The following is a 20,575-nucleotide window of genomic DNA, read 5'->3' as shown; positions in this document are numbered from 1 at the left end:
GACTCGGATCGACGTTCTCGATGTCGTACGACGTCGAGGGTGTCGTTCCACATCGTCCTCGACGCCGGGTCTCGGGCAGTTCGCGGGACACGGCTGCGATGCTGGTCCCTTGACCACCGCAGCCCCGCCCCTCGTGTTCGTCGCGCTCGTCGTCGGCGCGCTCCTGCCGTTCCTGCCGCTCGTCGGACGCGTCGCCCGGATCGCCGCGACCATCGCCCACGAGGTCGGGCACTGCATCGTCGTCGTCCCGTTCGGCGGCCGCATCCAGCGCATCGACCTGCACCCGGACGGCTCCGGCGAGGCCTGGGTCCAGCTCGGCCGGGTCCCCGGCGGCATCCGCTGGCTCGTCCGGATCCTCAACCTCTACGCCGGGTACAGCGCGCCGCTCTGGGCCGGGGTGCTGCTGGTGACCGGGGTGCTGCACGGCTCGCGGTGGCTGCCCGTCGCCGTGCTCGGGGTCATCGGGCTCGTGGCGCTGGTGTTCGTGCGGAACTGGTTCGGGCTGCTCGTCGTGCTCGGGTTCGACGTCCTGGCGCTGTGGGTGGCACTGCGTCCGTCCGAGACCACGGTGCTCGTGGTCGCCGCGGTCGGGGCGTTCTTCGTCGTCGACGGACTGCGGTCCGTCGTGCAGGTCGCCCGGTGGCTGCTCACCGGCGCCCGCGTGCAGACGGACTTCCACATCGCCGCAGCCGAGATGCGGGTGCCGGCCGGGCTCTGGTTCGTGCTGTTCGTGCTGGTGAACGGCCTGGCGGTGTGGCTCGCGCGGGTCCCGTTGCTCGAGGTCTGGGACACCGTGGTTGCGGGCGTGCGCGCGCTCTTCTGACGGGGTGCCGTGGTCGCACCACGTCCGCGACGATCCACGCGGTGATCGACTGGTGCAATGTCGCAGAACGGGTGCGCAGCCCCGCGCTACTCCCAGGGGCGCTGCGCGAGCTCGGCGGGGTCGAACACCCGGCCGCCGGCGACGACGAGCGACCGCGGCACCCGTCGCACCAGGGCGTCCATCGGGTTCTCGGCGTCGAGCAGCACCACGTCGGCACGCGCCCCCGCCACGAGGTCGTGCGCCTCGTCGGTGACGAACCGGGCACCGTCGCGCGTGGCGAGCTCCACCACGCGGGTCAGGTCCTCGTCCCGCACCACACCGCCGGCCCGCGCGTACTGCCACGCGATGCCGAGCAGGTCGCCGTCGCCGTAGGGGCTCCACAGGTCACGGATGCCGTCGGTGCCGAAGCCGAACCGCACGCCGGCCTCGTCGAACTCGTGCAGGGGAAGCTGTCGCATCCGCACCGGGGCGACGGTGGTCATCGTGACGCCGAGCGACGCCATCCGGGCGAGCAGGTCGCGGCGACGCACGGGATCGACGTCGACGATCGCGAACCCGTGGGCGATGTTGACCCTGCCCGGTGCGATGCCGAGCCGCTCCACCCGGTCGAGCACCAGGTCGAACGCGAACGCACCGAGCTCGGCGGGCTCGTGCAGGTGGATGTCGATGCCGCACCCGGTGTCGGCGGCGATGGCGAACAGGCCGTCGAGCTGCCCGACCGGGTCGCGGTCGATGAGCGACGGGTCGAGCCCACCGATGTGGTCGGCTCCGGCCGTCGCCGCCTGCCGCAGCAGGTCGAGCACACCGGGCCGCCGCAGCACGCCGTCCTGTGGGAACGCGACGATCGACACCTCGACCGCACCGTCGAGCGCGTCGGCCGCCGCACGCACGGCCTCGATCCCCCGCAGCCCGACGCCGAGGTCGACGTCGACGTGTGTGCGGACCCGGGTGGTGCCGGTGCGCAGCCCCTCGCGCAGCACCCGGGTGGCGACGGGTTCGCTCGGGATCCCGAGGGCGTCACGCCGAGCTCGTTCGTGCGCGATGCGCCCCTGCGTGCCGGGCTCGCCGCCGTACGACTCCCACTCGTGCCCCCACCAGCTCTTGTCGACGTGGGCGTGCGTGTTGACGAGCCCCGGCAGCGCGAGCTGGCCGCGCCCGTCGACGACCCGAGCACCAGCACCGGCACCGGCACCGCCACTGGCACTGGCACTGGCACTGGCACTGGCACCGCCCGCGACGCCGTCGCCCGCTCCGGTCGCGGTGACCGAGACGATGCGGCCGTCCGCCACCCGGATGTCCGACCGTGTACCACCCCACGGACGGACATCGCGGATGATCAGGGTCGCTTCGTCGGTCGCCATGCCCCCATCGTGGCAGCCGCCAGGGCTCCGCCGCGACCCCACCGCACCCCGGTTCCGCGTAACGGAACGCCGCAATCGCCTGTCCACGCAGCGAAGGCTGCGAGGCTACCGCCAGACGACTCCCGGAGGTGTCCCATGGCGAACGACGATCACGGTTTCTCGACCGAACAGGTGCACGGCGGCTTCGTGCCCGACGCGGGGCACGGCGCACGGATCCCGGCCATCCACATGTCCTCCGGCTTCCTCTTCGACGACTTCGACCAGGCGCGCGACCGCTTCGCCGGCACCGAGGACGGCTACACCTACACCCGCCTCGGCAACCCGACGAACGCCGACGTCGAGCGCCGCGTCGCCCTGCTCGAGCGGGGCGTCGAGGCGATCCTGGTCGGCAGTGGCCAGGCGGCCGCCACGATCGCGTTCCTCGGGCTCCTGCAGGCGGGCGACCACGTCGTCGCCGCCCGCAGCATCTACGAGGGCACCAAGGGGCTGCTCGTGCAGAACCTCGGCCGCCTCGGCATCGAGGTCGACTTCGTCGCCGACCAGCGCGACCTCGACGAGTGGGCACGGCTCGTCCGCCCGAACACGAAGGCGTTCTTCGCCGAGACGATCCCGAACCCGAAGAACGACGTCCTCGACATCACCGGCGTCGCCGACACCGCGCACCGTGCCGGCGTCCCCCTGATCGTCGACAACACCCTGGCGACGCCGTACCTGGTCCGCCCGGTCGAGCACGGCGCCGACATCGTCATCCACTCGGCATCGAAGTTCCTGTCCGGCCACGGCGCGGGCCTCGGCGGCGTGGTCGTCGACGGCGGCACGTTCGACTGGTCCGCCTCCCCCGAGCGCTGGCAGCACCTCACCAGCCCGGAGCGGTCGCTCGGTGGCGACAGCTACGTCGAGCGCTACGGCAACCGGGCGTTCGTCGTCTTCGCGCGTGACGTCGTCGCCTCGCGCATCGGCCCCACCCCGTCGCCGTTCAACGCGTTCCTGATCCGCCAGGGCATCGAGACGCTGAGCCTGCGCGTGGAACGCCACAGCGCGAACGCGCTGGCGGTGGCGCAGTGGTTGGAAGCACAGCCGGAGGTGACGAGCGTCGACCACGCGGGTCTGGCCTCCAGTCCGTTCCACGACCTCGCCCAGCGCTACCTGCCGCGCGGTGCCGGCTCCGTCTTCGCGTTCACGCTGGCGGGCGGCGAAGCCGCCGCGCACACCTTCATCGACAGCGTCCAGCTGTTCAGCCGGATGACCCACCTGGGCGACGTCCGCTCGCTGATCCTGCACCCCGCGACGACGACGCACGCCGGCAAGACCGCCGCGGAGCGCGCCGACCAGGGCATCGACGACGGCCTGATCCGTCTGTCGGTCGGCATCGAGGACGTCGCGGACCTGCTCCGCGACCTGGAACGCGGGTTCGCCGCGTTGCGTTCTGCAGACGGCAGAGTCGGTCTGGAGGCCCGTGGCGCGTCCGACGCGGAGCGTGCGTCCCTGGAACACTCGGTCCCGGGCACGCACGTGATCTCGGAGGAGCTCTAGACGATGGCACGACCGCAACACTTCGGGTACTTCTTCTCACGCGGGTTCGGCCCGCAGGCGTGGGGGCGCTCGGACTGGGACTGGGGCCACGACTGGACCAAGCCCGACCTGTACCAGCAGTCCGTCCGCACGCTCGAGCAGGCCGGCATGGACCTGGTGATCGCGGAGGACGCCATCTCGCTCGGCAACCCGTCGACGCTCGACCTGCGCATCCGCCAGGCGTACGGCGGCCCGAAGCACGACCCGTTGCTGCTCGCGCCGTACCTGTTCGCGGCGACCTCGCACATCGGCATCGCGCCGACCGTCAACGCCGGGTTCACGCCGCCGTACCTGGCCGCACGACAGTTCGCCACGCTGGCGCACCTGTCGTCCGAACGGCTCGGCATCAACGTCGTGACCGACGTCGGCAGTGCCCGGCACGCTGGTCTGCCGCCGCTGCCGCACGACCAGGCGTACGACCGGGCCGAGGAGTGGATCACGCTGCTCCGCCGGCTCTGGGGGTCGTGGGGGTCGTCCGGGTACGTCGGGGACCCCTCCGACTGGCACTTCGCTGACGGCGACGCCCTCGACGCGTTCCACCACGAGGGCGCGTACTTCACCGCCGACGGCCCGCTCAACGCGCTGCCGCTCGACTCGGACCCGGTGGTCGTCTCCCCCGGTGGCTCCGGTCGGGGCCTCGCGTTCGCCGGCACCCACTCGGACGTGCAACTCGCGCTCGCGCCCCTGTCGGCCGCCGCGGTGGCGGACTACCGCGGTCGCGTGATCGCCGCAGCGCAGGCCGCCGGACGCACGGCCGCCGACCTGCGCATCCTGTTCGTCCTCAAGCCCGAGATCGTCTCGTCGTCCGACGAGGCCGACCGGATCGTCGAGGCGTCCCGGCACCCGTCCGACGACGACCTGCGGACCGCGGCGATCGCGTGGTCGAGCGACTCCGAGACGGACCTGCTCGCGCTCGACCTCGACGCGCCCGTGCCGGACGGGACCTTCGGCGACCACGTCTCCGCCGGCACGATCCGCGGGCTGCTCGGCGACACCCCGGACGCCCCGCTGCGCGCGCTCCTGGAACGCAAGGCCCGCAAGGGGCGGGTGTCCTCGCGCGAGGGCTTCGTCGGCACCGCCGACGAGTTCGCCGACTTCATCGAGGAGCTCGGGTCGGACGCCGACAACGACGGCATCATCTTCTCGGGCGACCTGCACCCGGCGCAGATCCACCGGATGTTCGGCGACCTGGTGCCGGTGCTCCGGCGCCGTGGGCTCCTGCGGCGGGAGTACGGCGCCGGGGGCATCCGGGCGAACCTGTTCGACTTCTAGTGGTGGACCGGCTCGACTAGTGGTGGACCGGCTCGACTAGTGGTGGACCGGCTCGACCACGCCTGATTCCTCGACGTCACGGACGTCGTCGGCCGTGCGGAGGATCTCCGCACGGTCCGAGGCGGAGTTGATCGCCCAGTAGTAGATCACCAGTGAGAACACCGCGACCACGACGATGTCGATCCACAGCGGGAACAGCGGGTGCGTCAGCGGACCGAAGTCGCTGAGGAACACGATGAGCCCCATGCCGATCAGGTAGGGCAGCAGCCACTGCGCCGCCTTCCAGTCCCAGCGCGGCCGGACGCTCGAGGCACCGCGGAACACGTTGTTCAGGATGATCACCACGGCACCGATGAGGATCGCGACGCCGAGCTTCCAGTCGGTGTCCCACCCGGTCCACAGGATGATGAGGTTCGCGACGATGAACGCGACCGGTGACAGCACCGCGGCGGCGGGCATCCGGTAGGGGCGCTCGATCTCCGGGATCCGCTTCCGGAACGCACCGAGCGCCAACGGGGCACCGGCGTACATCAGGACCGACGCGCTCGTGATGAGGCTCACCAGCCCCTGCCACGAGGGGAACGGTGCGAAGCACGCGCAACCGACGACGAACGCCGTGACGAGCCCGACCCACGGCACGCCCTGCTTCGTCGTCCACTCGAACGCCTTCGGGAAGTACCCGTTGCGACTGAGTCCGTAGGAGATGCGGCTCGTCGCCGTCACGTAGATCAGCCCGGTCCCCGCGGGCGAGATGATCGCGTCGATGAAGATGACCACCGCCAGCCACGTGATGCCCGCGGCCATCGCGATGTCGGCGAACGGCCCCGTGTACTTCGTGAAGTCGGCGGTGGCCCAGGACCCCTGGATCGCATCCGACCGGAGCACCCCGAGGAACACGACCTGCAGCAGCAGGTAGATCACCAGCCCGATGAGCACCGAGCCGATGACGGCACGCGGGATGTCCCGCCGCGGGTTCTTCGCTTCACCCGCGAGCTGGTCGGCCTGCTCGAAGCCCAGGAAGGCGAAGATGATGCCGGACGTGGACACCGCCGCCAGGACCCCCTTGGCGCCTTCGGGCATGAAGCCGTCGGCCGCCGTGAAGTTCGAGCCGTGGAACCCGCTGAACGCCAGCACGACGATGACCAGCAGCGGGATGGCGACCTTCCACCACGTCGCCGCCGAGTTCGTGTTCGCGAGGATCCGGACGCTGAGCAGGTTGATCACGGTGACCACCGCCATGAGGACGACGGCGACCGCGATGCCCGCGCCGGTGAGCAGCTGCTGCGTCTCCCCGTCCACCGTCGTGGTGTGCAGCCACGGGTGCGCAAACTGCCAGTGCTGCGCGTACTTGATCATCGCCTCGACCTCGATCGGAGCGACGGTCACGGACTGCAACCAGGAGAACCAGCCGAACGACGCGCCGGCGATGCCACCGAACGCGATGTGCGGGAACCTGGCCGTCCCGCCCGCGATCGGGAACATGCCGCCGAGTTCGGCGTGCACGAGGGCGAGGACGAGGATCGCCACACCGCCGATGAGCCACGAGATGATCGCGGCCGGGCCGGCGGTCTTCAGTGCCTCCTGCGACCCGAAGAGCCAACCGGAGCCGATGATCGACCCCGTCGAGGCCCAGATGAGCCCGATGAAGCCCACGTTCCGCTTGAGGCCGGAGTCCGGCAACGCCGGCGTCGTCGTTGTAGCCACTGCTGCTCCCGTCGAGTGAGCGGGCCCCACGAACGGGGGTCGCGCTCATCGACTCTGGCACCGGGACAGCGGCTTGGCCGGATTCTTTAACATGCCGGAAACAATTGCGCTGTATAAGCACTCAGGCTGCTACTTCTTGGACTTCTTCTTCTTGCCGTCGTCCTTCTTGTCCGACTTCTTCTTGTCGGACTTCTTCTTGCCGTTGTCCTTCTTCTTGGACGGCGTCTTGTCCGACTTCTTCGGCTTCTTGCCGTCGTCCTGCTTCTTGGACGGCTTCTTGTCCGACTTCTTCGGCTTCGCTTCCCCCGAAGGCAACGGCAGGACCGGTGCCTGCTCCGGCGACTCGACCCCGTCGATCGGCTCGACGACCACGGCGGAACCCGTGTCCAGCGCGACGTCGACCGCGTGTTCCTCGAGCACGGGCGCGAGCGCGTCCGTCACCCGCTCCACGGTGAGCACCGCGTCGTCCTCGGCGAGCCGCAACAGCGCCTGCGCGGTCCGCACCCGGGTCGTGGTCTTGCGTGCCAGGACGTCGGCGCGCGCACCCTCGAGGAACGTGCGGAGCGTGCGCTCGACGACCGACCGTCCACGCGGTGCAGCGCGGTCCAGGCGGTCCAGCTCACCGGCGACCCCGGCCACGTCATCGGCGACGTGCTCGTGCCGCACCGACTCGATCAGCGCCGCGATCGCTGCTGCACCCCGTTCGACAGCAGCCGAACGCTGGTCGAGCACGACGAGCATCTCGACGACCGAACCGTAGGTGACGGTCTCGAGGCGGACGGGCTCGGCACCCCGGCCGCGGACGACCAGGCGGGCGTCGGGCGTGGGCAGCCAGGCAGCGAGGGCGGCAACCGTGGCGACGGACCCCACGATCCGCTCGTAGTCGGCGAGCACCACTCGCTCCTGCTCGCGCAGACGGACTCGGATCGCGATCTCCTGCACCACGTGGGGGCCTTCCGTTCGGGGTCGGCGCGGGCGTTTCCCTGCGCCTCCTCCGGAGCGTAGTCCCCTGACGTGGCGAGACAGCGAACGCCCCGGCATCGTCCAGGGACGGTGACGGGGCGTTCGTGCAACACGTGGTGACAGCGGCTCGACGACCGGCGAATGGTGGAGATGGGGGGAATCGAACCCCCGTCCATCGCTGCAATTCGACGTCTTCTACGGGCGTATCCGGATAGTTCGTTCTGCTCGGCCCCGTCCTTTGCTACCGGCTTCTAGGACGACGGGCCCAGTCTCAGTGCAAGTCCCGCACGGCCCTGAGGCGCAACCGTGCAGCAAGTCCTCTGGATGACGCCGGGATCAGGTTAGGGGACGGTCACCTGGCCGACGGACTTCATGTGCTGGGCTGCTTACGCAGCGAGAGCGAAGTCAGTGCGCTTGGAATTGGCACTTGTTGTTTTCCACGGATCGTTCGCGAGATAACCGTGGGTCCTCGGCCCGCTTCCCGTCGGCACACAGGCAATGTCGAAACCGATCATCCCCATGCGGGCCGGACGTGCGAGCCGCTGTCACGCTGTTGAGTTGTGTTGCGACTGCTCCGATCGGACCAGTCCCTCAGTCTAGCTGACCGAGGTACGAGGCCGCTACTCGCCGACGCGGTTCTTCGTGCGCATGGCCCGCTCGGCCTCACGCTTGTCGGTCTTCTCCCGCATGGCCTGACGCTTGTCGAACTCGCGCTTGCCCTTGGCGACCGCGATCTCGATCTTCGCTCGGCCGTCGTGGAAGTAGATCTGCAGCGGCACGAGGGTGTAGCCACCCTGGGCCGTCTTGTGCGAGATCTTCACGATCTGCTGCTTGTGGAGGAGCAGCTTGCGCTTGCGCCGAGGTGCGTGGTTGTTCCACGTGCCCTCGGTGTACTCGGGGATGTGCACGGCATCGATCCAGGCTTCGCCCCGGTCGATGTAGGCGTACCCGTCGACCAACGAGGCGCGTCCCATTCGCAGGGACTTCACCTCGGTGCCGGACAGGACCATGCCGGCCTCGTACGTGTCCTCGATGAGGTAGTCGTGTCGGGCGCGACGGTTCGTCGCGACGATCTTCTCACCGCGTTCCTTCGCCATGACGACTCCTCTCGTTCCGGGCACTGCACTGCGCAGCCCTACAGACTACCCAACAGCAGGCGCCTCACGCACCTTCCCGGCGCGGCGGATCAGACCTTGAGGTAGCGGCGGATGGCGATCGACGCCGACACCGCGGCGAGCAACACCCCGATGACGATCACCGACGGCACCACGATGGCCGCATCCCCCATGCCGATGAACGCTGTGCCGGTGAAGCGCTCGGCCAGGAAGTTCCGGACGAAGAACCACACCACCGCGGTGATGGCGCCACCCGCCAGGACGGCTCCGATGGCGGCGGCGATCACCCCCTCGAGCACGAACGGCGTCTGGATGAACCGGTTCGACGCACCGACCAGCCGCATGATGCCGAGCTCTCGTCTGCGACTGAAGGCGGACAACCGGATCGTGGTCGCGATGAGGAGCACGGCGGCGACGAGCATCAGCGCCGCGATGCCGATCGCCGTGTACGACGACGCGTTGAGCAGGTTGAAGATCGGTTGCAGGTAGCCGCGTTGGTCGACGACGCTCTGCACACCGGCGACCTTCGACAGGCTCTCGACGAGGACGTCGGCCTGCGACGGGTTCTTCAGGTTCACCCAGAAGGTCTCGTTGAGGTACTCGGGCTTGACGAACTCGGTCGCCGCGGAGTCCTTGAACTGCTCCTTGAAGCGGGTGAACGCCTGGTCCTGGTCCTCGTAGTACGTCTTCTCGATGTACGGCTTGAGCGTGGACGACTCGAGCTGGGCCTGGACCTGCTTCCGCTGGTCCTCGGTGGCCTTGGCACCCGTGCAGTTGCCGGTGGTGTCGGTGTCGGTGCACAGGTAGACGGCGACCTGCGCCCGGTCGTACCAGTACCCCTTCATCTGGTTGATCTGCATCTGGAGCAGGATCGCGGTCCCGACGAAGGTGAGCGAGATGAAGGTCACGAGGACGACGGAGACGACCATCGACGCGTTGCGCCGCAGGCCCGAGCCGACCTCGGACATGACGAGCCCGAGCCTCATCGGATGAGCCCCGGGATGGTCTGGATGCCGGTGGTGTTCGACACGGTGCCGCGCTGGATCGGGACCGCCTGGGTCTGGTAGCCGCCGGACTGCTCGTCACGGAGGACCGTGCCGTTCGACAGCTCGATGACCCGACGCTGCATCTGGTTCACGATGCTGGCGTCGTGGGTCGCCATGAGCACGGTGGTGCCTCCCTGGTTGATGCGTTCGAGGAGCGCCATGATGCCGGCGGACGTGGTGGGGTCCAGGTTGCCGGTGGGCTCGTCGGCCAGCAGGATCGCCGGCTTGTTGACGACGGCGCGGGCGATCGCCACGCGCTGCTGCTCACCACCGGAGAGCTCGTGCGGCATGCGGGTCGCCTTGCCCGCGAGTCCGACGAGCTTCAGCACGTCCGTGACGGCCTCGCTGATGAAGCCCTTGCTCTTGCCGATCACCTGCAGCGAGAACGCGACGTTGTCGAAGACGTTCTTGTTGGGCAGGAGTCGGAAGTCCTGGAACACGACGCCGAGGTTGCGCCGGAAGTACGGGACCTTCCGCGACGCCAGGGACCCGAGGCGCTGCCCGAGCACGTGGATCTGGCCGCGGGAGGGCTTCTCCTCCTTGAGCACGAGGCGCAGGAAGCTGGACTTGCCGGAACCCGAGGCGCCCACGAGGAACACGAACTCGCCCTTGAGGATCTCGAGGGTGAGGTTGTCGAGCGCCGGACTCGGGTTGCCCGAGTAGACCTTGGTGACCTGGTCGAATTTGATCATGACCGGATCAGGGTAGGTCGCCCCGCTTGGAAAGCAAGCGAGGCGCGCGGCTCACGAACCCCTACGCGTCGACGGATTGCTTGCGCCAGCGGATGCCGGCGTTGATGAAGCCGTCCAGGTCGCCGTCGAACACGGCTGAGGGGTTGTTCACCTCGTGCTCGCTCCGCAGGTCCTTGACCATCTGGTACGGCGCCAGCACGTAGGACCGGATCTGGTCGCCCCAGCTCGCCGTGATGTTGCCGGCGAGCTCCTTCTTCTTCGCGTTCTCCTCTTCCTTCTTCAGGAGGAGCAGGCGCGACTGCAGCACGCGCATGGCGGCCGCACGGTTCTGGATCTGCGACTTCTCGTTCTGCATGGAGACGACGGTGCCGGTCGGGATGTGCGTCAGGCGCACCGCGGAGTCGGTCGTGTTGACGGACTGCCCGCCGGGGCCCGACGAACGGAAGACGTCGACGCGGATGTCGTTCTCGGGGATGTCGATGACCATCGTCTCCGGCATGAGCGGGATGACCTCGACCGCGGCGAACGAGGTCTGCCGCTTGCCCGCTGCGCCGAACGGCGACATGCGGACGAGTCGGTGGGTGCCGGCCTCGATCGACAGGGTGCCGAAGGCGTGGGGGGCGTCGACCTCGAACGTGGCGGACTTGATGCCCGCTTCTTCGGCGTAGGACGTCTCCATCACGGTGGTCTTGAAGCCGTGCTGTTCGGCGTACCGCAGGTACATGCGCATGAGCATCTCGGCGAAGTCCGCGGCGTCGACGCCGCCGGCCCCGGCGCGGATGGTGATCACGGCGGGGCGGTCGTCGTACTCGCCGTCGAGGAGCGTCTGCACCTCGAGGTCGCCCATGGTCTTCTGGACCGCCTTGAGCTCGGCGACGGCTTCGTCGGCCGAGTCCTGGTCGTCGCCTTCGTTCGCCATCTCGACCAGCACCTCGAGGTCGTCGATGCGTCGCTCGGTGTCGGTGATCTTCTTGAGCTCCGACTGCCGGTGCGAGAGCGCGCTCGTCACCTGCTGCGCGTGCTCGACGTCGTCCCAGAGGTCCTGGGCACCCGCCTGCTCGCTGAGGTCGGCGATCTCACGCTGCAGGCGGTCGACGTCGACCACCGAGCGGATGTTGCCGAAGGTCTCTCGGAGGGCGGAGAGCTGCTCGGTGAAGTCCAGTTCGACCATGGTCACCGATCCTACCGGCGCGAACCCGCCGCGGCAGACCGGGAGGCCCGGTGTGGATCCGTTGCGTCAGCTCGGCGATTCGACTTGCGCCCGGACCCTGATCCACCGATAGATTGCAGGACATGTTGCGCATCCAGAACATCAGTACATCAGTCCGCTTCCTGCCGGCTCTTTTCGTGGGCGCGGCGGTGGTCGCCGCGGTCATGATGCCCTCGTCGGCTTCAGCGTCCGCGCTGGAATCGAGCGGCGGCACCGCAGGGGGATCCGCCGAGATCTCCGGAACCGGGGACACGCAGGTCATCATCGACGACACAGACCCCGCGCAGATCCTCACCACGAAGAAGGTGGGCGGCGGCACCTGGATCTACGGGACCGGCGGTGGCAACTCGTACTCCTACTACGACCACAAGACGAAGAAGCACTCGTCGACGGCCTGCTCCGGGTACGGCACGAGCTGCCGGGGATCGGGCTGGGTCGCGAAGGAGAAGCGTTCCGTTGCGAAGGTCCTCAAGACTGCGTGGGGCAACACGGCCTTCTGGAACACGAAGTAGCCGTACCGGGGCGTCCTCGACCATGCTCCGGGTACTCGGTGCCTTCGCGGCGGCCGCGATCGCGCTGCTCCTCGGCTTCGCCGTGCAAGGCGCCCACGACACGCAGTCGATGGCGACCATCCGGTCGGCGCTGACCATCTCCCACGCGGGTGAGGACGCCCCGACCACGAAGCTCCTCCGCGCAGAGGCGACGGACCTCAGAGCGAACTTCTACCAGGTCCGCATCGACCCGACGGGACGGACTCCCACGCGGACGCTCGCTCCCGTCATCGGGGACCGGATTACCCACGAGCGTGTCTTCCCATCCGGGTCCTACGCTGCGTTCGACACGAGCCTGACGACGGAACTCACCCAGGCACCGAGCAGCCCACTCGGGACGTACTTCTCGACGCTGCCGCCCCGAGCGCTCGAAGCGGTGTCCGACCGTCTCGCGATCGCGGGAGTCGACACGCACGTCGAGGCGATGAGCTGGGGCGGGCTGGCTCTGTACTTGCTGGGGTACACCCCGCTCGTGATGGCGGCTGCGGTCGTCGGAGGCGCCTCGTGGCTGGCGGGCCGTGTCCGCGGGTTGGCCCAGGTGCGAGCACAGGCCGTCCTCCGGGTGCACGGCGTGCTCGGACCGTTCGTCCGGGACATCACCGCTTCCGTGCTCGTCGCTTCGGCGGCGTTCGTCATCTCGGCCGGTCCAGCGATCCTGCTGGTTCATGCGTACAACGGCGGACACCAGCTCTGGTCGTACCTCGCGATCAGCGCGGTCCTGCTCGGAGGGTTCCTCACGGCGTTCATCGTCGGGGCATCCGGTCCCGGACTCCTTCCGCGCGGGGTGCGATTCCGCCCGGCGTTCTCGAGCTGGCGTCCGTGGCTGCGTGGACGCGTCACGATGGCGGCGGCACAGGTCGCCACGCTGACCCTGGTGGTCTTCCTCATCGCCCAGGGCTCGGCTGCGTGGACCTCTCTCGCCGTCGTGCGTGCGAGCGGCCCTGACTGGCGGGGCTGCTCCGCGTGCACGGTCACCATCTTCAACGGGTTCGACGGCCAATCGGCTCTCGATGACGCCGTCAGGCCGTTCAGTTCATCGGTGCGAGCGTCGGAGCGGAAGGGGGAGGTGGTCCTGAGTTGGGTGCGGGGTGCCGTCCGGGGGGATCGGTTCAGTCCGGGCGACTCAGAATCGAACGTGATCCTCGCGAATCCGACCTTCGTCGCGCGCTCCGGAGGCGGTCTGCCGGATCCATTGCACGGGAAGGACGGGCCTGGAGAATGGGGGCTCCTGGTGCCGAGTGACCACGCGGACCGTGCCGAGTCGATCGCGGACGAGTGGCTCGAAGCGTTCCGGGAGCCGCTCGGCACCGTCCCGAACCAGTCCGCGCCGAAGCGACCACACATCGCCACGTACCCCGCCGGGCGAGTGTTCAACTACGGGCAGACCGGCTTCCGGAACGAGGTCTACTCGGAGTCGCCGGTCATCGTCGTCGCCTCGGGGTCGGCTGGCCTTCTCGATGACGAGTCGTACTTCGCGGCTGGTTCGTCGGGCGACCTGCTCTTCACAGGCGGCCCACGAGAGACGCAGCAAGCGCTCGACACGGCGGGCGTCGAACGATCGGTGTACTCGCTGGACAGCCTCGGGACGCAGATCGCGAGAGGAACAGCGGCCGCGCAGTCGAAGCTCGTGGTGTCGCTCGTCTCGGCCGCTGCAGGTCTCGTCGCGCTGCTCGGCATGCTGACGATCGGAGCGCGCATCGATGTGGCCCGGAGACGCGACCAGCTGCTCGTCCTCCGAGCGCACGGCGAAGCTCCTGCCCGTGTCCACCTGGTGACGGCACCCCGGTCACTCGCCTTCCTCGCGAGCACGGGTGTCGCTGCCCTCGCCGCGGGGACCAGTGGGCTTCTCGGAGCCGACATCCCGACGGGAACGCTCGTCACCGTCGGGATCGCCGTTTCGGTCGTCGTCCTCGTGACGAACGCATTCATCACCACTCGGCTCACCACCACGAAGGGACTCACGACCGATGAACGATGACGATGCTGCCGTGCACGTGACCGGTCTCCACCACACCGTCGGGAACCGCGCCGTGGTCTGCGGGCTGGACCTGACCGCGCGGGCAGGCGCCGTCCACGCCGTCACGGGTTCCTCAGGTGTCGGCAAGTCGACCCTGCTCCGGTTGCTCGGAGGACTCGAGCGACCGACGAGCGGCGCGATCCGGGTGTTCGACCAGCAGGTGGACACGTTGCGTGGACCGGCACTGCGCCGGTACCTCCGTGACTGCGTCGGTTTCGTGTTCCAGGACGCCGGTCTCGTTGCGCAGTGGACGGTGCGGAAGAACATCTCCGCCGTGCAGGCAGCAGCACCTCGCGCCCCCGTCTCCACACCCTTGAGCATCGAAGCCGCCGCCGATCGTGTCGATCTGCCCAGCCGGCTGCTCGATGCGCGCGCCGGGGAACTCAGTGGCGGCGAGCGTCAGCGTGTGTCGATCGCCCGCGTCCTCGTTCGGAAACCTCCGCTGGTGCTCCTCGACGAACCCACCTCCGCCCTCGACGCTGATCGGACGCGGATGGTCGTCGAGCTCATCCGCGACCTCGCAGACGACGGCGCCGTCGTCCTCGTCGCTTCGCACGACACGGTGATCACCGACGCGTCCGATGCCCGGACCGTGCTGCGGGAAGCGTCATCGACGACCTGACCGGTCGGCGTCGCACCCGCACCGGCGGGCGCGCTACCGCCCCAGCAACGGCTCCCGCGACGCCATGCCCGCAGCCCCGGCCCGCGCGACCGCGTCCGGCAGCGCCGCCAGGAAGGCGTCGACGTCCGCATCGGTCGAGGTGTGCCCGAGCGTGATCCGGAGCGCGCCGCGGGCGTCCTGCTCCGACAGGCCCATTGCGAGCAGCACGTGCGACGCCTCGGGCACGCCGGCCTGGCACGCGGATCCGGTCGAGACGGCGACCCCGGCCGCGTCGAGCAGGAACAGCAGCGAGTCGCCCTCGCAGCCCGGGAACGTGAAGTGCGCGTTGCCGGGCAGCCGGTCGTCGGGGTCCCCCATCAGCACGGCGGACGGCACGGCCGCGCGGACACCGGCGACGAGCCGGTCGCGCAGGGCGACGAGCGACGGGTGCGGCATCGGTTCGGCGGCGACCATCGTGGCCGCGACGCCGAACGAGGCCGCAGCGGGGGCGTCCTGGGTGCCGCTCCGCACCTGGCGCTGCTGCCCGCCGCCGTGGATGAGGGGCTCGACGGTGGCCTTCCGCCCGAGCACCAGCGCACCGATGCCGACCGGTCCGCCGACCTTGTGCGCGGAGACGCTCAGGGCGTCGAGACCGGACGCGGCGAACGACACCGGCACCTGGCCGTAGGCGGCGACGGCGTCGCTGTGCACGGGCACGCCGGCGGCGTGCGCCAGCTCCACGATCCGTGCCACGGGCTGGATGGTGCCCACCTCGTTGTTCGCCCACAGGAACGTGACCAGGGCGACGTCGTCGGCGGAGGCGAGCCGTGCCTCCAGTCCGACGAGGTCGACGCGACCCTGCGCGTCCAACGGGACCACGTCGATGACGGCGCCCTCGTGCGTCTCCAGCCAGGTCAGGGTGTCGACGGTGGCGTGGTGCTCGCCACCCGGCACGACGATGCGGGGGCGGGCACGATCGCGTTGCCGGGCCCAGAACAGGCCCTTCACGGCGAGGTTGATGCTCTCCGTGCCGCCGGAGGTGAAGACGACCTCGACGGTGTCGGCGTCGAGCGACCGGGCGACGGCGGCGCGGCCGTCCTCGAGCAGCATCTTGGCGTGCTGCCCGGCGCTGTGGATCGACGACGGGTTGCCGACGGTCCCGAGCGCGTCGGTGAACGCGGCGAGCGCCTCCGGCAGGATCGGCGTCGTCGCGGCGTGGTCGAGGTAGACCGGCATCTGCACCCCCTGGAACGAGCGGTGTCCAGGATACGCGTCGGTCCTCGTACCCTTGTCGGGTGCACGAGACAGCGATCGACCACACCCCGGGGTTCGACCTCGAGGCCGACGTCCCGCGGTTCTCCCTGCGGTCCGCCACCACCACGGCCGTCGTCGTGGTCGTCGAGCGAGCGGACGGGCAGTCGGCCCGGTACCCGCTCGAGCGGCTGCCGGCGACCGACGTGTGGACGGCCGAGACCCCCGGCATCGCTCCGGGTGACCGGTACCACCTGCTCGTCGACGGCCCCGTCGGACCGCGGAACGAGTTCGACCCGACACGGCCCCTGCTCGACCCGTACGCCCGCGGCATCGCCCCGACCGGCGCGCACGAGAGCGGACCCGACGCCGGGGCCCAGCCCGGACCCGCCACCGGACCCGGCACGCCCCGCTGGACGAGCGTCGTCGTGGACGACGCCTTCGACTGGGGCGGCGTCGTGAAGCCCACGGTCCCGCTCGACCGCGCCGTGGTCTACGAGGCGAACGTCCGCACGCTGACCGCCGCGAACCCGCACCTGCCGGAGCACCTGCGCGGCACGTACGCCGGGGTGGCGCACGAGAGCACCATCGCGCACCTGCACCGGATCGGTGTCACGACGCTCGAGCTCCTGCCGGTGCACGCGTTCGACACCGAGAACTGGTTGCGGGACGCCGGCCGCGAGAACGCCTGGGGCTACAACACCCTCGGGTTCTTCGCGCCGCACGCCGCGCACGCTTCCGCACCCGCACGGGCGGAGGGCGCGTCCGCGGTCCTGCGCGAGTTCAAGGGCATGGTCCGGCTGCTGCACGAAGCGGGCATCCAGGTGGTGCTCGACGTCGTCTACAACCACACGGCGGAAGAGGGCCTCGGCGGACCCACCACCAGCCTGCGCGGCATCGACGGTGCGGAGCGGTACCGGTGGACCCAGGCCGCGCCGCCGTTCCGGGACACCTACTACGACACCACCGGCTGCGGGAACACCCTGGACACCTCGGTGGAGTCCACGGCGGACCTGATCGTCGACAGCCTGGTGTACTGGGCGCGCGAGGTGCAGGTCGACGGCTTCCGCTTCGACCTGATGGCCGCGCTCGCCCGCGACGCCCACCACGTCTTCGATCCGCAGCACCCCCTGCTCGAGCGGATCCGGAACCACCCCGACCTGCAGGACACCCTGGTCATCGCCGAACCGTGGGACGTCGGACCCGACGGTTGGAAGACCGGCTCGTTCGGCGCGGCCGGCGACCGCACCAGTGAGTGGAACGACGGCTTCCGCAACACGGTCCGCCAGTTCTGGCTGACGGACATCGCCGAGGAACGCCGCAACGGCATGCCCCGCACCGGCATCGGCGCCCTCGCCGGCGCCCTGACCGGCTCGCGCCACGTCTTCGGCGTCGACCGCGGTCCGCTCGCGAGCGTCAACTTCGTCACCGCCCACGACGGCTTCACGCTGCTCGACCTGGTGTCGTACGACGGCAAGCACAACGAGGCGAACGGCGAGGAGAACCGCGACGGTTCGAACGACAACCGCTCGTTCAACCACGGCATCGAGGGCGACACCGCCGACCGCGGCGTCCGGGCAGCGCGCGGCCGCTCGATGCGGAACCTCGCGGCGACGCTGCTGCTCTCCGCCGGGGTGCCGATGCTCACCGCGGGTGACGAGCGGAGCCGCACGCAGCACGGCAACAACAACGCGTACGTCGTGTCCGACGACCTCACCCCGGTGGACTGGTCCGACGACGAGGACGCCGAGTCGATGACCGAGGCCGTCGCCGCGCTCGCCCGGTTCCGGCAGGCGCACCCCGCACTCCGGCCGACGCGCTTCGGCGTCGAGGGGCAGGAGACCCCGGGTGCCTCGCGGATGTCCTGGTACGGGCCGGACGGGCACCCGATGACCATCGAGGGCTGGGACCAGCCGGTGCACCGCGTCCTGCAGTACTTCGCCGAGTCCACACCCGAGCACGAGCCGTACGACCGCGTGCTGGTCGTGGTGCACGGCAGCGGGCGCACCCGTGACCTGACGCTGCCGGTGCGCGAGGACGTGCTCGGCTACCGCCTCGCGTGGTCGAGCGAGAAGCACCGTGACCACGAGCGGCTCCGCCCCGCCGGTCAGGTGTTCACCGCCTACGGCCCCGGCATCCACCTGTTCGAGCCGGCGTAGCGCGCGATCCGGCCCGCGCCCGGCACGTGACCAGCGGGCGGACGGGAGGCCCGTGGCGGCCCCGCCACGGGCCTCCCGTCCGGTTCCTCCACAGGTCCACGGCGCGCCCGACCGTCCACAGCGGGCGGATTCCGGGGAACGCGGAGGCGCTCGCCGGGTAGCGTCGGCTCCGTGGCCACCGCAGACCGACCCCGCCGACCGAAGATCGGGCGCATCCCGATCACCGAGCTCGCCCCGAGGACGCCGAACGGGTTCCCCGGCAAGGCGTTCGACGGCGAGGTGATCACGTTCGGTGCGACCGTCTTCCGAGAAGGACACGGCATCATCGGCGCCGACCTCGTCCTCGAACGCCCGGACGGGGGCACCAGGACCGTCCCCCTGGCCCTCGGCGCGCCCGGGACCGACCGGTACGAGGCGACCGTCCAGGTCGACCACGTCGGCGTCTGGACCTGGCACGTCGAGTCCTACTCCGACGACTGGGCCACGTGGCTGCACGCCGCACGGCTGAAGATCGCGGCCGGGGTGGACACCGAGGCGACGCTCCTCGACGGCGCCCTGCTGCTCGACCGGCTCGCCGACGAGACCGACTCCCCCGCCGCCACCCGTGCGGCAGCGAAGGTGCGCGACACCGACCTCGACCCGGCCGAGCGCCTGGCCGCCGTCGACGACCCGCGCATCGTGGCCGAGGTCGAGGAAGCCCCGCTCACCTCGCTCCGGACGCACTCCCCGACGCAGCTGCTCGACGTCGAACGCACCCGTGCCGGCGTCGGTGCCTGGTACGAGTTCTTCCCCCGCAGCGAAGGCGCGAAGAAGAACCCGGACGGCTCGTGGAAGAGCGGCGACTTCCGGACTTCGGCTCGCCGTCTGCCCGCCGTCGCCCGGATGGGCTTCGACGTCGTCTACCTGCCGCCGATCCACCCGATCGGCACGACCGCGCGCAAGGGCCCGAACAACACGCTCACCCCGGGGCCGCACGACCCCGGCAGCCCGTGGGCGATCGGCTCCCCCGAGGGCGGGCACGACGCGATCCACCCCGACCTCGGGTCGGAAGACGACTTCCGCGACTTCGTCGAGACCGCCAAGAACACCGGCATGGAAGTGGCGCTCGACTTCGCGCTGCAGTGCTCCCCCGACCACCCCTGGGTCACCGAGCACCCGAACTGGTTCACGCAGCGCGCCGACGGCTCGATCGCCACGGCCGAGAACCCGCCGAAGCGCTACCAGGACATCTACCCGATCCAGTTCGACTCCGACCCCGAGGGCCTGGTCGCCGAGGTCCTGCGCGTCCTGCGGCACTGGATCGACTTCGGCATCCGGATCTTCCGGGTCGACAACCCGCACACCAAGCCGCTCTGGTTCTGGGAGCGCGTCATCCGCGAAGTCCGCGACGAGCACCCGGACACCGTGTTCCTGGCCGAGGCGTTCACCCGGCCGGCGATGATGCGCGCACTGGCCGAGGTCGGGTTCCAGCAGTCGTACTCGTACTTCACGTGGCGGAACACGAAGGAAGAGATCGAGTCCTACTTCGAGGAGCTGTCGCACGAGACGAGCGACTACCTGCGCCCGAACCTGTTCGTGAACACGCCGGACATCCTCACGGAGTACCTGCAGTTCGGCGGCCGCGCCGGCTACAAGGTACGTGCCGCGCTCGCTGCGACGGGCGCCCCGACGTGGGGCATGTACTCCGGGTACGAGCTGTTCGAGGACGTCGCCCGACCGGGCTCGGAAGAGAACATCGACAACGAGAAGTACGAGTACAAGCCGCGTGACTTCGCCCTGGCCGAGGCCGAGGGCGCGTCACTCGCCCCGTACGTGACGATGCTCAACCGGCTCCGTGCCGCGCACCCCGCGCTCCGCCAGCTGCGGAACCTGCACGTGCACGCCGCCGACGACCCGGCGACCGTCGTGTACTCGAAGCACCTGTCCGGCGAGTTCATCCGCTCCGGGCACGCCGACACCGTGATCGTCGTCGCGAACGTCGACCCGCACTCGGCGCGTGAGACCACCGTGCACCTGGACCTCGCTGCGCTCGGTCTGCCGGCCGACAGCCGGTTCGACGTCCGTGACGTCGTGACCGGTCAGCGCTGGGTCTGGGGCGCGTCGAACTACGTCCGCCTGGACGCGTTCCAGGAACCCGTGCACCTGCTCGTCGTGGAAGGACTGCACCGATGACGAACGACCCGACCGCACCCCAGCCGACCCCGCCGTCGCGCCGCGGCCCCGCCGTGCCGCCGGTCC

General features: G+C 69.9%; 16 protein-coding genes and 1 other RNA gene. 8 read left to right on the top strand and 9 right to left on the bottom strand.

Annotated elements, in window-relative coordinates:
- Positions 1-109 precede the first annotated feature (109 nt).
- The gene (locus tag GVL05_RS17555) at positions 110-823 is read left to right on the top strand and encodes a M50 family metallopeptidase (RefSeq protein ID WP_159573976.1); all 714 of its coding nucleotides are present in this window, start codon (positions 110-112) and stop codon (positions 821-823) included.
- Between the two features lie 86 nt (positions 824-909).
- On the opposite strand, the gene GVL05_RS17550 is transcribed toward GVL05_RS17555, so the two are convergent.
- Positions 910-2,184, bottom strand: coding sequence for an amidohydrolase family protein (locus GVL05_RS17550; RefSeq protein ID WP_159573975.1), 1,275 nt, complete (start codon positions 2,182-2,184; stop codon positions 910-912).
- Between the two features lie 135 nt (positions 2,185-2,319).
- Here GVL05_RS17550 and GVL05_RS17545 point away from each other — a divergent pair, with 135 nt between their 5' ends.
- Positions 2,320-3,717, top strand: a complete 1,398-nt coding sequence (locus GVL05_RS17545) for an O-acetylhomoserine aminocarboxypropyltransferase/cysteine synthase family protein (protein WP_111086437.1) — start codon at positions 2,320-2,322, stop codon at positions 3,715-3,717.
- Positions 3,718-3,720: 3 nt separating this feature from the next.
- Positions 3,721-5,028, top strand: coding sequence for an LLM class flavin-dependent oxidoreductase (locus GVL05_RS17540; protein WP_159573974.1), 1,308 nt, complete (start codon positions 3,721-3,723; stop codon positions 5,026-5,028).
- Positions 5,029-5,064: 36 nt separating this feature from the next.
- Here the strand turns inward: GVL05_RS17540 and GVL05_RS17535 are convergent, their stop codons facing one another.
- From GVL05_RS17535 to prfB, 7 genes are all read right to left on the bottom strand, one after another.
- The gene (locus GVL05_RS17535; RefSeq protein ID WP_200849265.1) at positions 5,065-6,732 is read right to left on the bottom strand and encodes an APC family permease; all 1,668 of its coding nucleotides are present in this window, start codon (positions 6,730-6,732) and stop codon (positions 5,065-5,067) included.
- A gap of 129 nt (positions 6,733-6,861) precedes the next feature.
- A complete protein-coding gene (locus GVL05_RS17530) occupies positions 6,862-7,677 on the bottom strand; it encodes a hypothetical protein (RefSeq protein WP_159573973.1) in 816 nt (271 codons plus the stop codon).
- A gap of 160 nt (positions 7,678-7,837) precedes the next feature.
- Positions 7,838-8,214, bottom strand: a transfer-messenger RNA (tmRNA) gene (gene ssrA, locus GVL05_RS17525).
- Positions 8,215-8,315: 101 nt separating this feature from the next.
- On the bottom strand, positions 8,316-8,792 hold the full coding sequence (smpB, locus tag GVL05_RS17520; RefSeq protein WP_123294782.1) for an SsrA-binding protein SmpB: 477 nt from the start codon (positions 8,790-8,792) through the stop codon (positions 8,316-8,318).
- An 89-nt stretch (positions 8,793-8,881) separates the two neighbouring features.
- Positions 8,882-9,796, bottom strand: coding sequence for a permease-like cell division protein FtsX (ftsX, locus tag GVL05_RS17515; protein ID WP_111086440.1), 915 nt, complete (start codon positions 9,794-9,796; stop codon positions 8,882-8,884).
- On the bottom strand, positions 9,793-10,548 hold the full coding sequence (ftsE, locus tag GVL05_RS17510; RefSeq protein WP_111086441.1) for a cell division ATP-binding protein FtsE: 756 nt from the start codon (positions 10,546-10,548) through the stop codon (positions 9,793-9,795). The genes ftsX and ftsE overlap by 4 nt, the downstream gene beginning before the upstream one ends.
- 61 nt (positions 10,549-10,609) lie before the next feature.
- Positions 10,610-11,719, bottom strand: coding sequence for a peptide chain release factor 2 (gene prfB, locus GVL05_RS17505; RefSeq protein WP_132100217.1), 1,110 nt, complete (start codon positions 11,717-11,719; stop codon positions 10,610-10,612).
- A gap of 122 nt (positions 11,720-11,841) precedes the next feature.
- Here prfB and GVL05_RS17500 point away from each other — a divergent pair, with 122 nt between their 5' ends.
- The 3 genes from GVL05_RS17500 to GVL05_RS17490 are packed head-to-tail and all read left to right on the top strand — an operon-like array spanning position 11,842 to position 14,948.
- The gene (locus tag GVL05_RS17500) at positions 11,842-12,270 is read left to right on the top strand and encodes a lactococcin 972 family bacteriocin (RefSeq protein ID WP_159573972.1); all 429 of its coding nucleotides are present in this window, start codon (positions 11,842-11,844) and stop codon (positions 12,268-12,270) included.
- 22 nt (positions 12,271-12,292) lie between these two features.
- A complete protein-coding gene (locus GVL05_RS17495; RefSeq protein WP_159573971.1) occupies positions 12,293-14,287 on the top strand; it encodes a hypothetical protein in 1,995 nt (664 codons plus the stop codon).
- Entirely contained in the window at positions 14,277-14,948 is a 672-nt protein-coding gene (locus GVL05_RS17490) for an ABC transporter ATP-binding protein (protein WP_123937704.1), read from the top strand. Before GVL05_RS17495 ends, GVL05_RS17490 begins: the two co-directional genes overlap by 11 nt.
- 33 nt (positions 14,949-14,981) lie before the next feature.
- On the opposite strand, the gene GVL05_RS17485 is transcribed toward GVL05_RS17490, so the two are convergent.
- A complete protein-coding gene (locus GVL05_RS17485) occupies positions 14,982-16,163 on the bottom strand; it encodes a cysteine desulfurase family protein (protein ID WP_159573970.1) in 1,182 nt (393 codons plus the stop codon).
- Positions 16,164-16,222: 59 nt separating this feature from the next.
- On the opposite strand from GVL05_RS17485, the gene GVL05_RS17480 reads away from it, so the two are divergent.
- Both GVL05_RS17480 and GVL05_RS17475 read left to right on the top strand, forming a co-directional pair.
- Positions 16,223-18,337 carry a glycogen-debranching protein gene (locus GVL05_RS17480; protein ID WP_159573969.1) on the top strand — a complete coding sequence of 705 codons (2,115 nt, stop codon included), beginning with the start codon at positions 16,223-16,225 and terminating at the stop codon, positions 18,335-18,337.
- Positions 18,338-18,508: 171 nt separating this feature from the next.
- Complete coding sequence (locus GVL05_RS17475; protein ID WP_173168709.1) at positions 18,509-20,509, top strand: alpha-1,4-glucan--maltose-1-phosphate maltosyltransferase; 2,001 nt, start codon at positions 18,509-18,511, stop codon at positions 20,507-20,509.
- Positions 20,510-20,575: the final 66 nt, after the last annotated feature.

The organism is Curtobacterium sp. 18060 (assembly GCF_902706105.1).
Lineage (GTDB): Bacteria > Actinomycetota > Actinomycetes > Actinomycetales > Microbacteriaceae > Curtobacterium.
The sequence above is the reverse complement of the archived record's forward strand: the minus strand, read 5'-3'. Positions and strand labels throughout refer to the sequence as shown.

Bases quoted from the DNA above. Each gene is read 5' to 3' on its own strand.
- ftsX (WP_111086440.1), bottom strand. From the start codon at position 9,796: ATGAGGCTCGGGCTCGTCATGTCCGAGGTCGGCTCGGGCCTGCGGCGC.
- ftsE (WP_111086441.1), bottom strand. From the start codon at position 10,548: ATGATCAAATTCGACCAGGTCACCAAGGTCTACTCGGGCAACCCGAGT.
- GVL05_RS17485 (WP_159573970.1), bottom strand. From the start codon at position 16,163: ATGCCGGTCTACCTCGACCACGCCGCGACGACGCCGATCCTGCCGGAG.
- GVL05_RS17545 (WP_111086437.1), top strand. From the start codon at position 2,320: ATGGCGAACGACGATCACGGTTTCTCGACCGAACAGGTGCACGGCGGC.
- GVL05_RS17540 (WP_159573974.1), top strand. From the start codon at position 3,721: ATGGCACGACCGCAACACTTCGGGTACTTCTTCTCACGCGGGTTCGGC.
- GVL05_RS17495 (WP_159573971.1), top strand. From the start codon at position 12,293: ATGCTCCGGGTACTCGGTGCCTTCGCGGCGGCCGCGATCGCGCTGCTC.
- prfB (WP_132100217.1), bottom strand. From the start codon at position 11,719: ATGGTCGAACTGGACTTCACCGAGCAGCTCTCCGCCCTCCGAGAGACC.
- GVL05_RS17490 (WP_123937704.1), top strand. From the start codon at position 14,277: ATGAACGATGACGATGCTGCCGTGCACGTGACCGGTCTCCACCACACC.
- smpB (WP_123294782.1), bottom strand. From the start codon at position 8,792: ATGGCGAAGGAACGCGGTGAGAAGATCGTCGCGACGAACCGTCGCGCC.
- GVL05_RS17500 (WP_159573972.1), top strand. From the start codon at position 11,842: ATGTTGCGCATCCAGAACATCAGTACATCAGTCCGCTTCCTGCCGGCT.
- GVL05_RS17550 (WP_159573975.1), bottom strand. From the start codon at position 2,184: ATGGCGACCGACGAAGCGACCCTGATCATCCGCGATGTCCGTCCGTGG.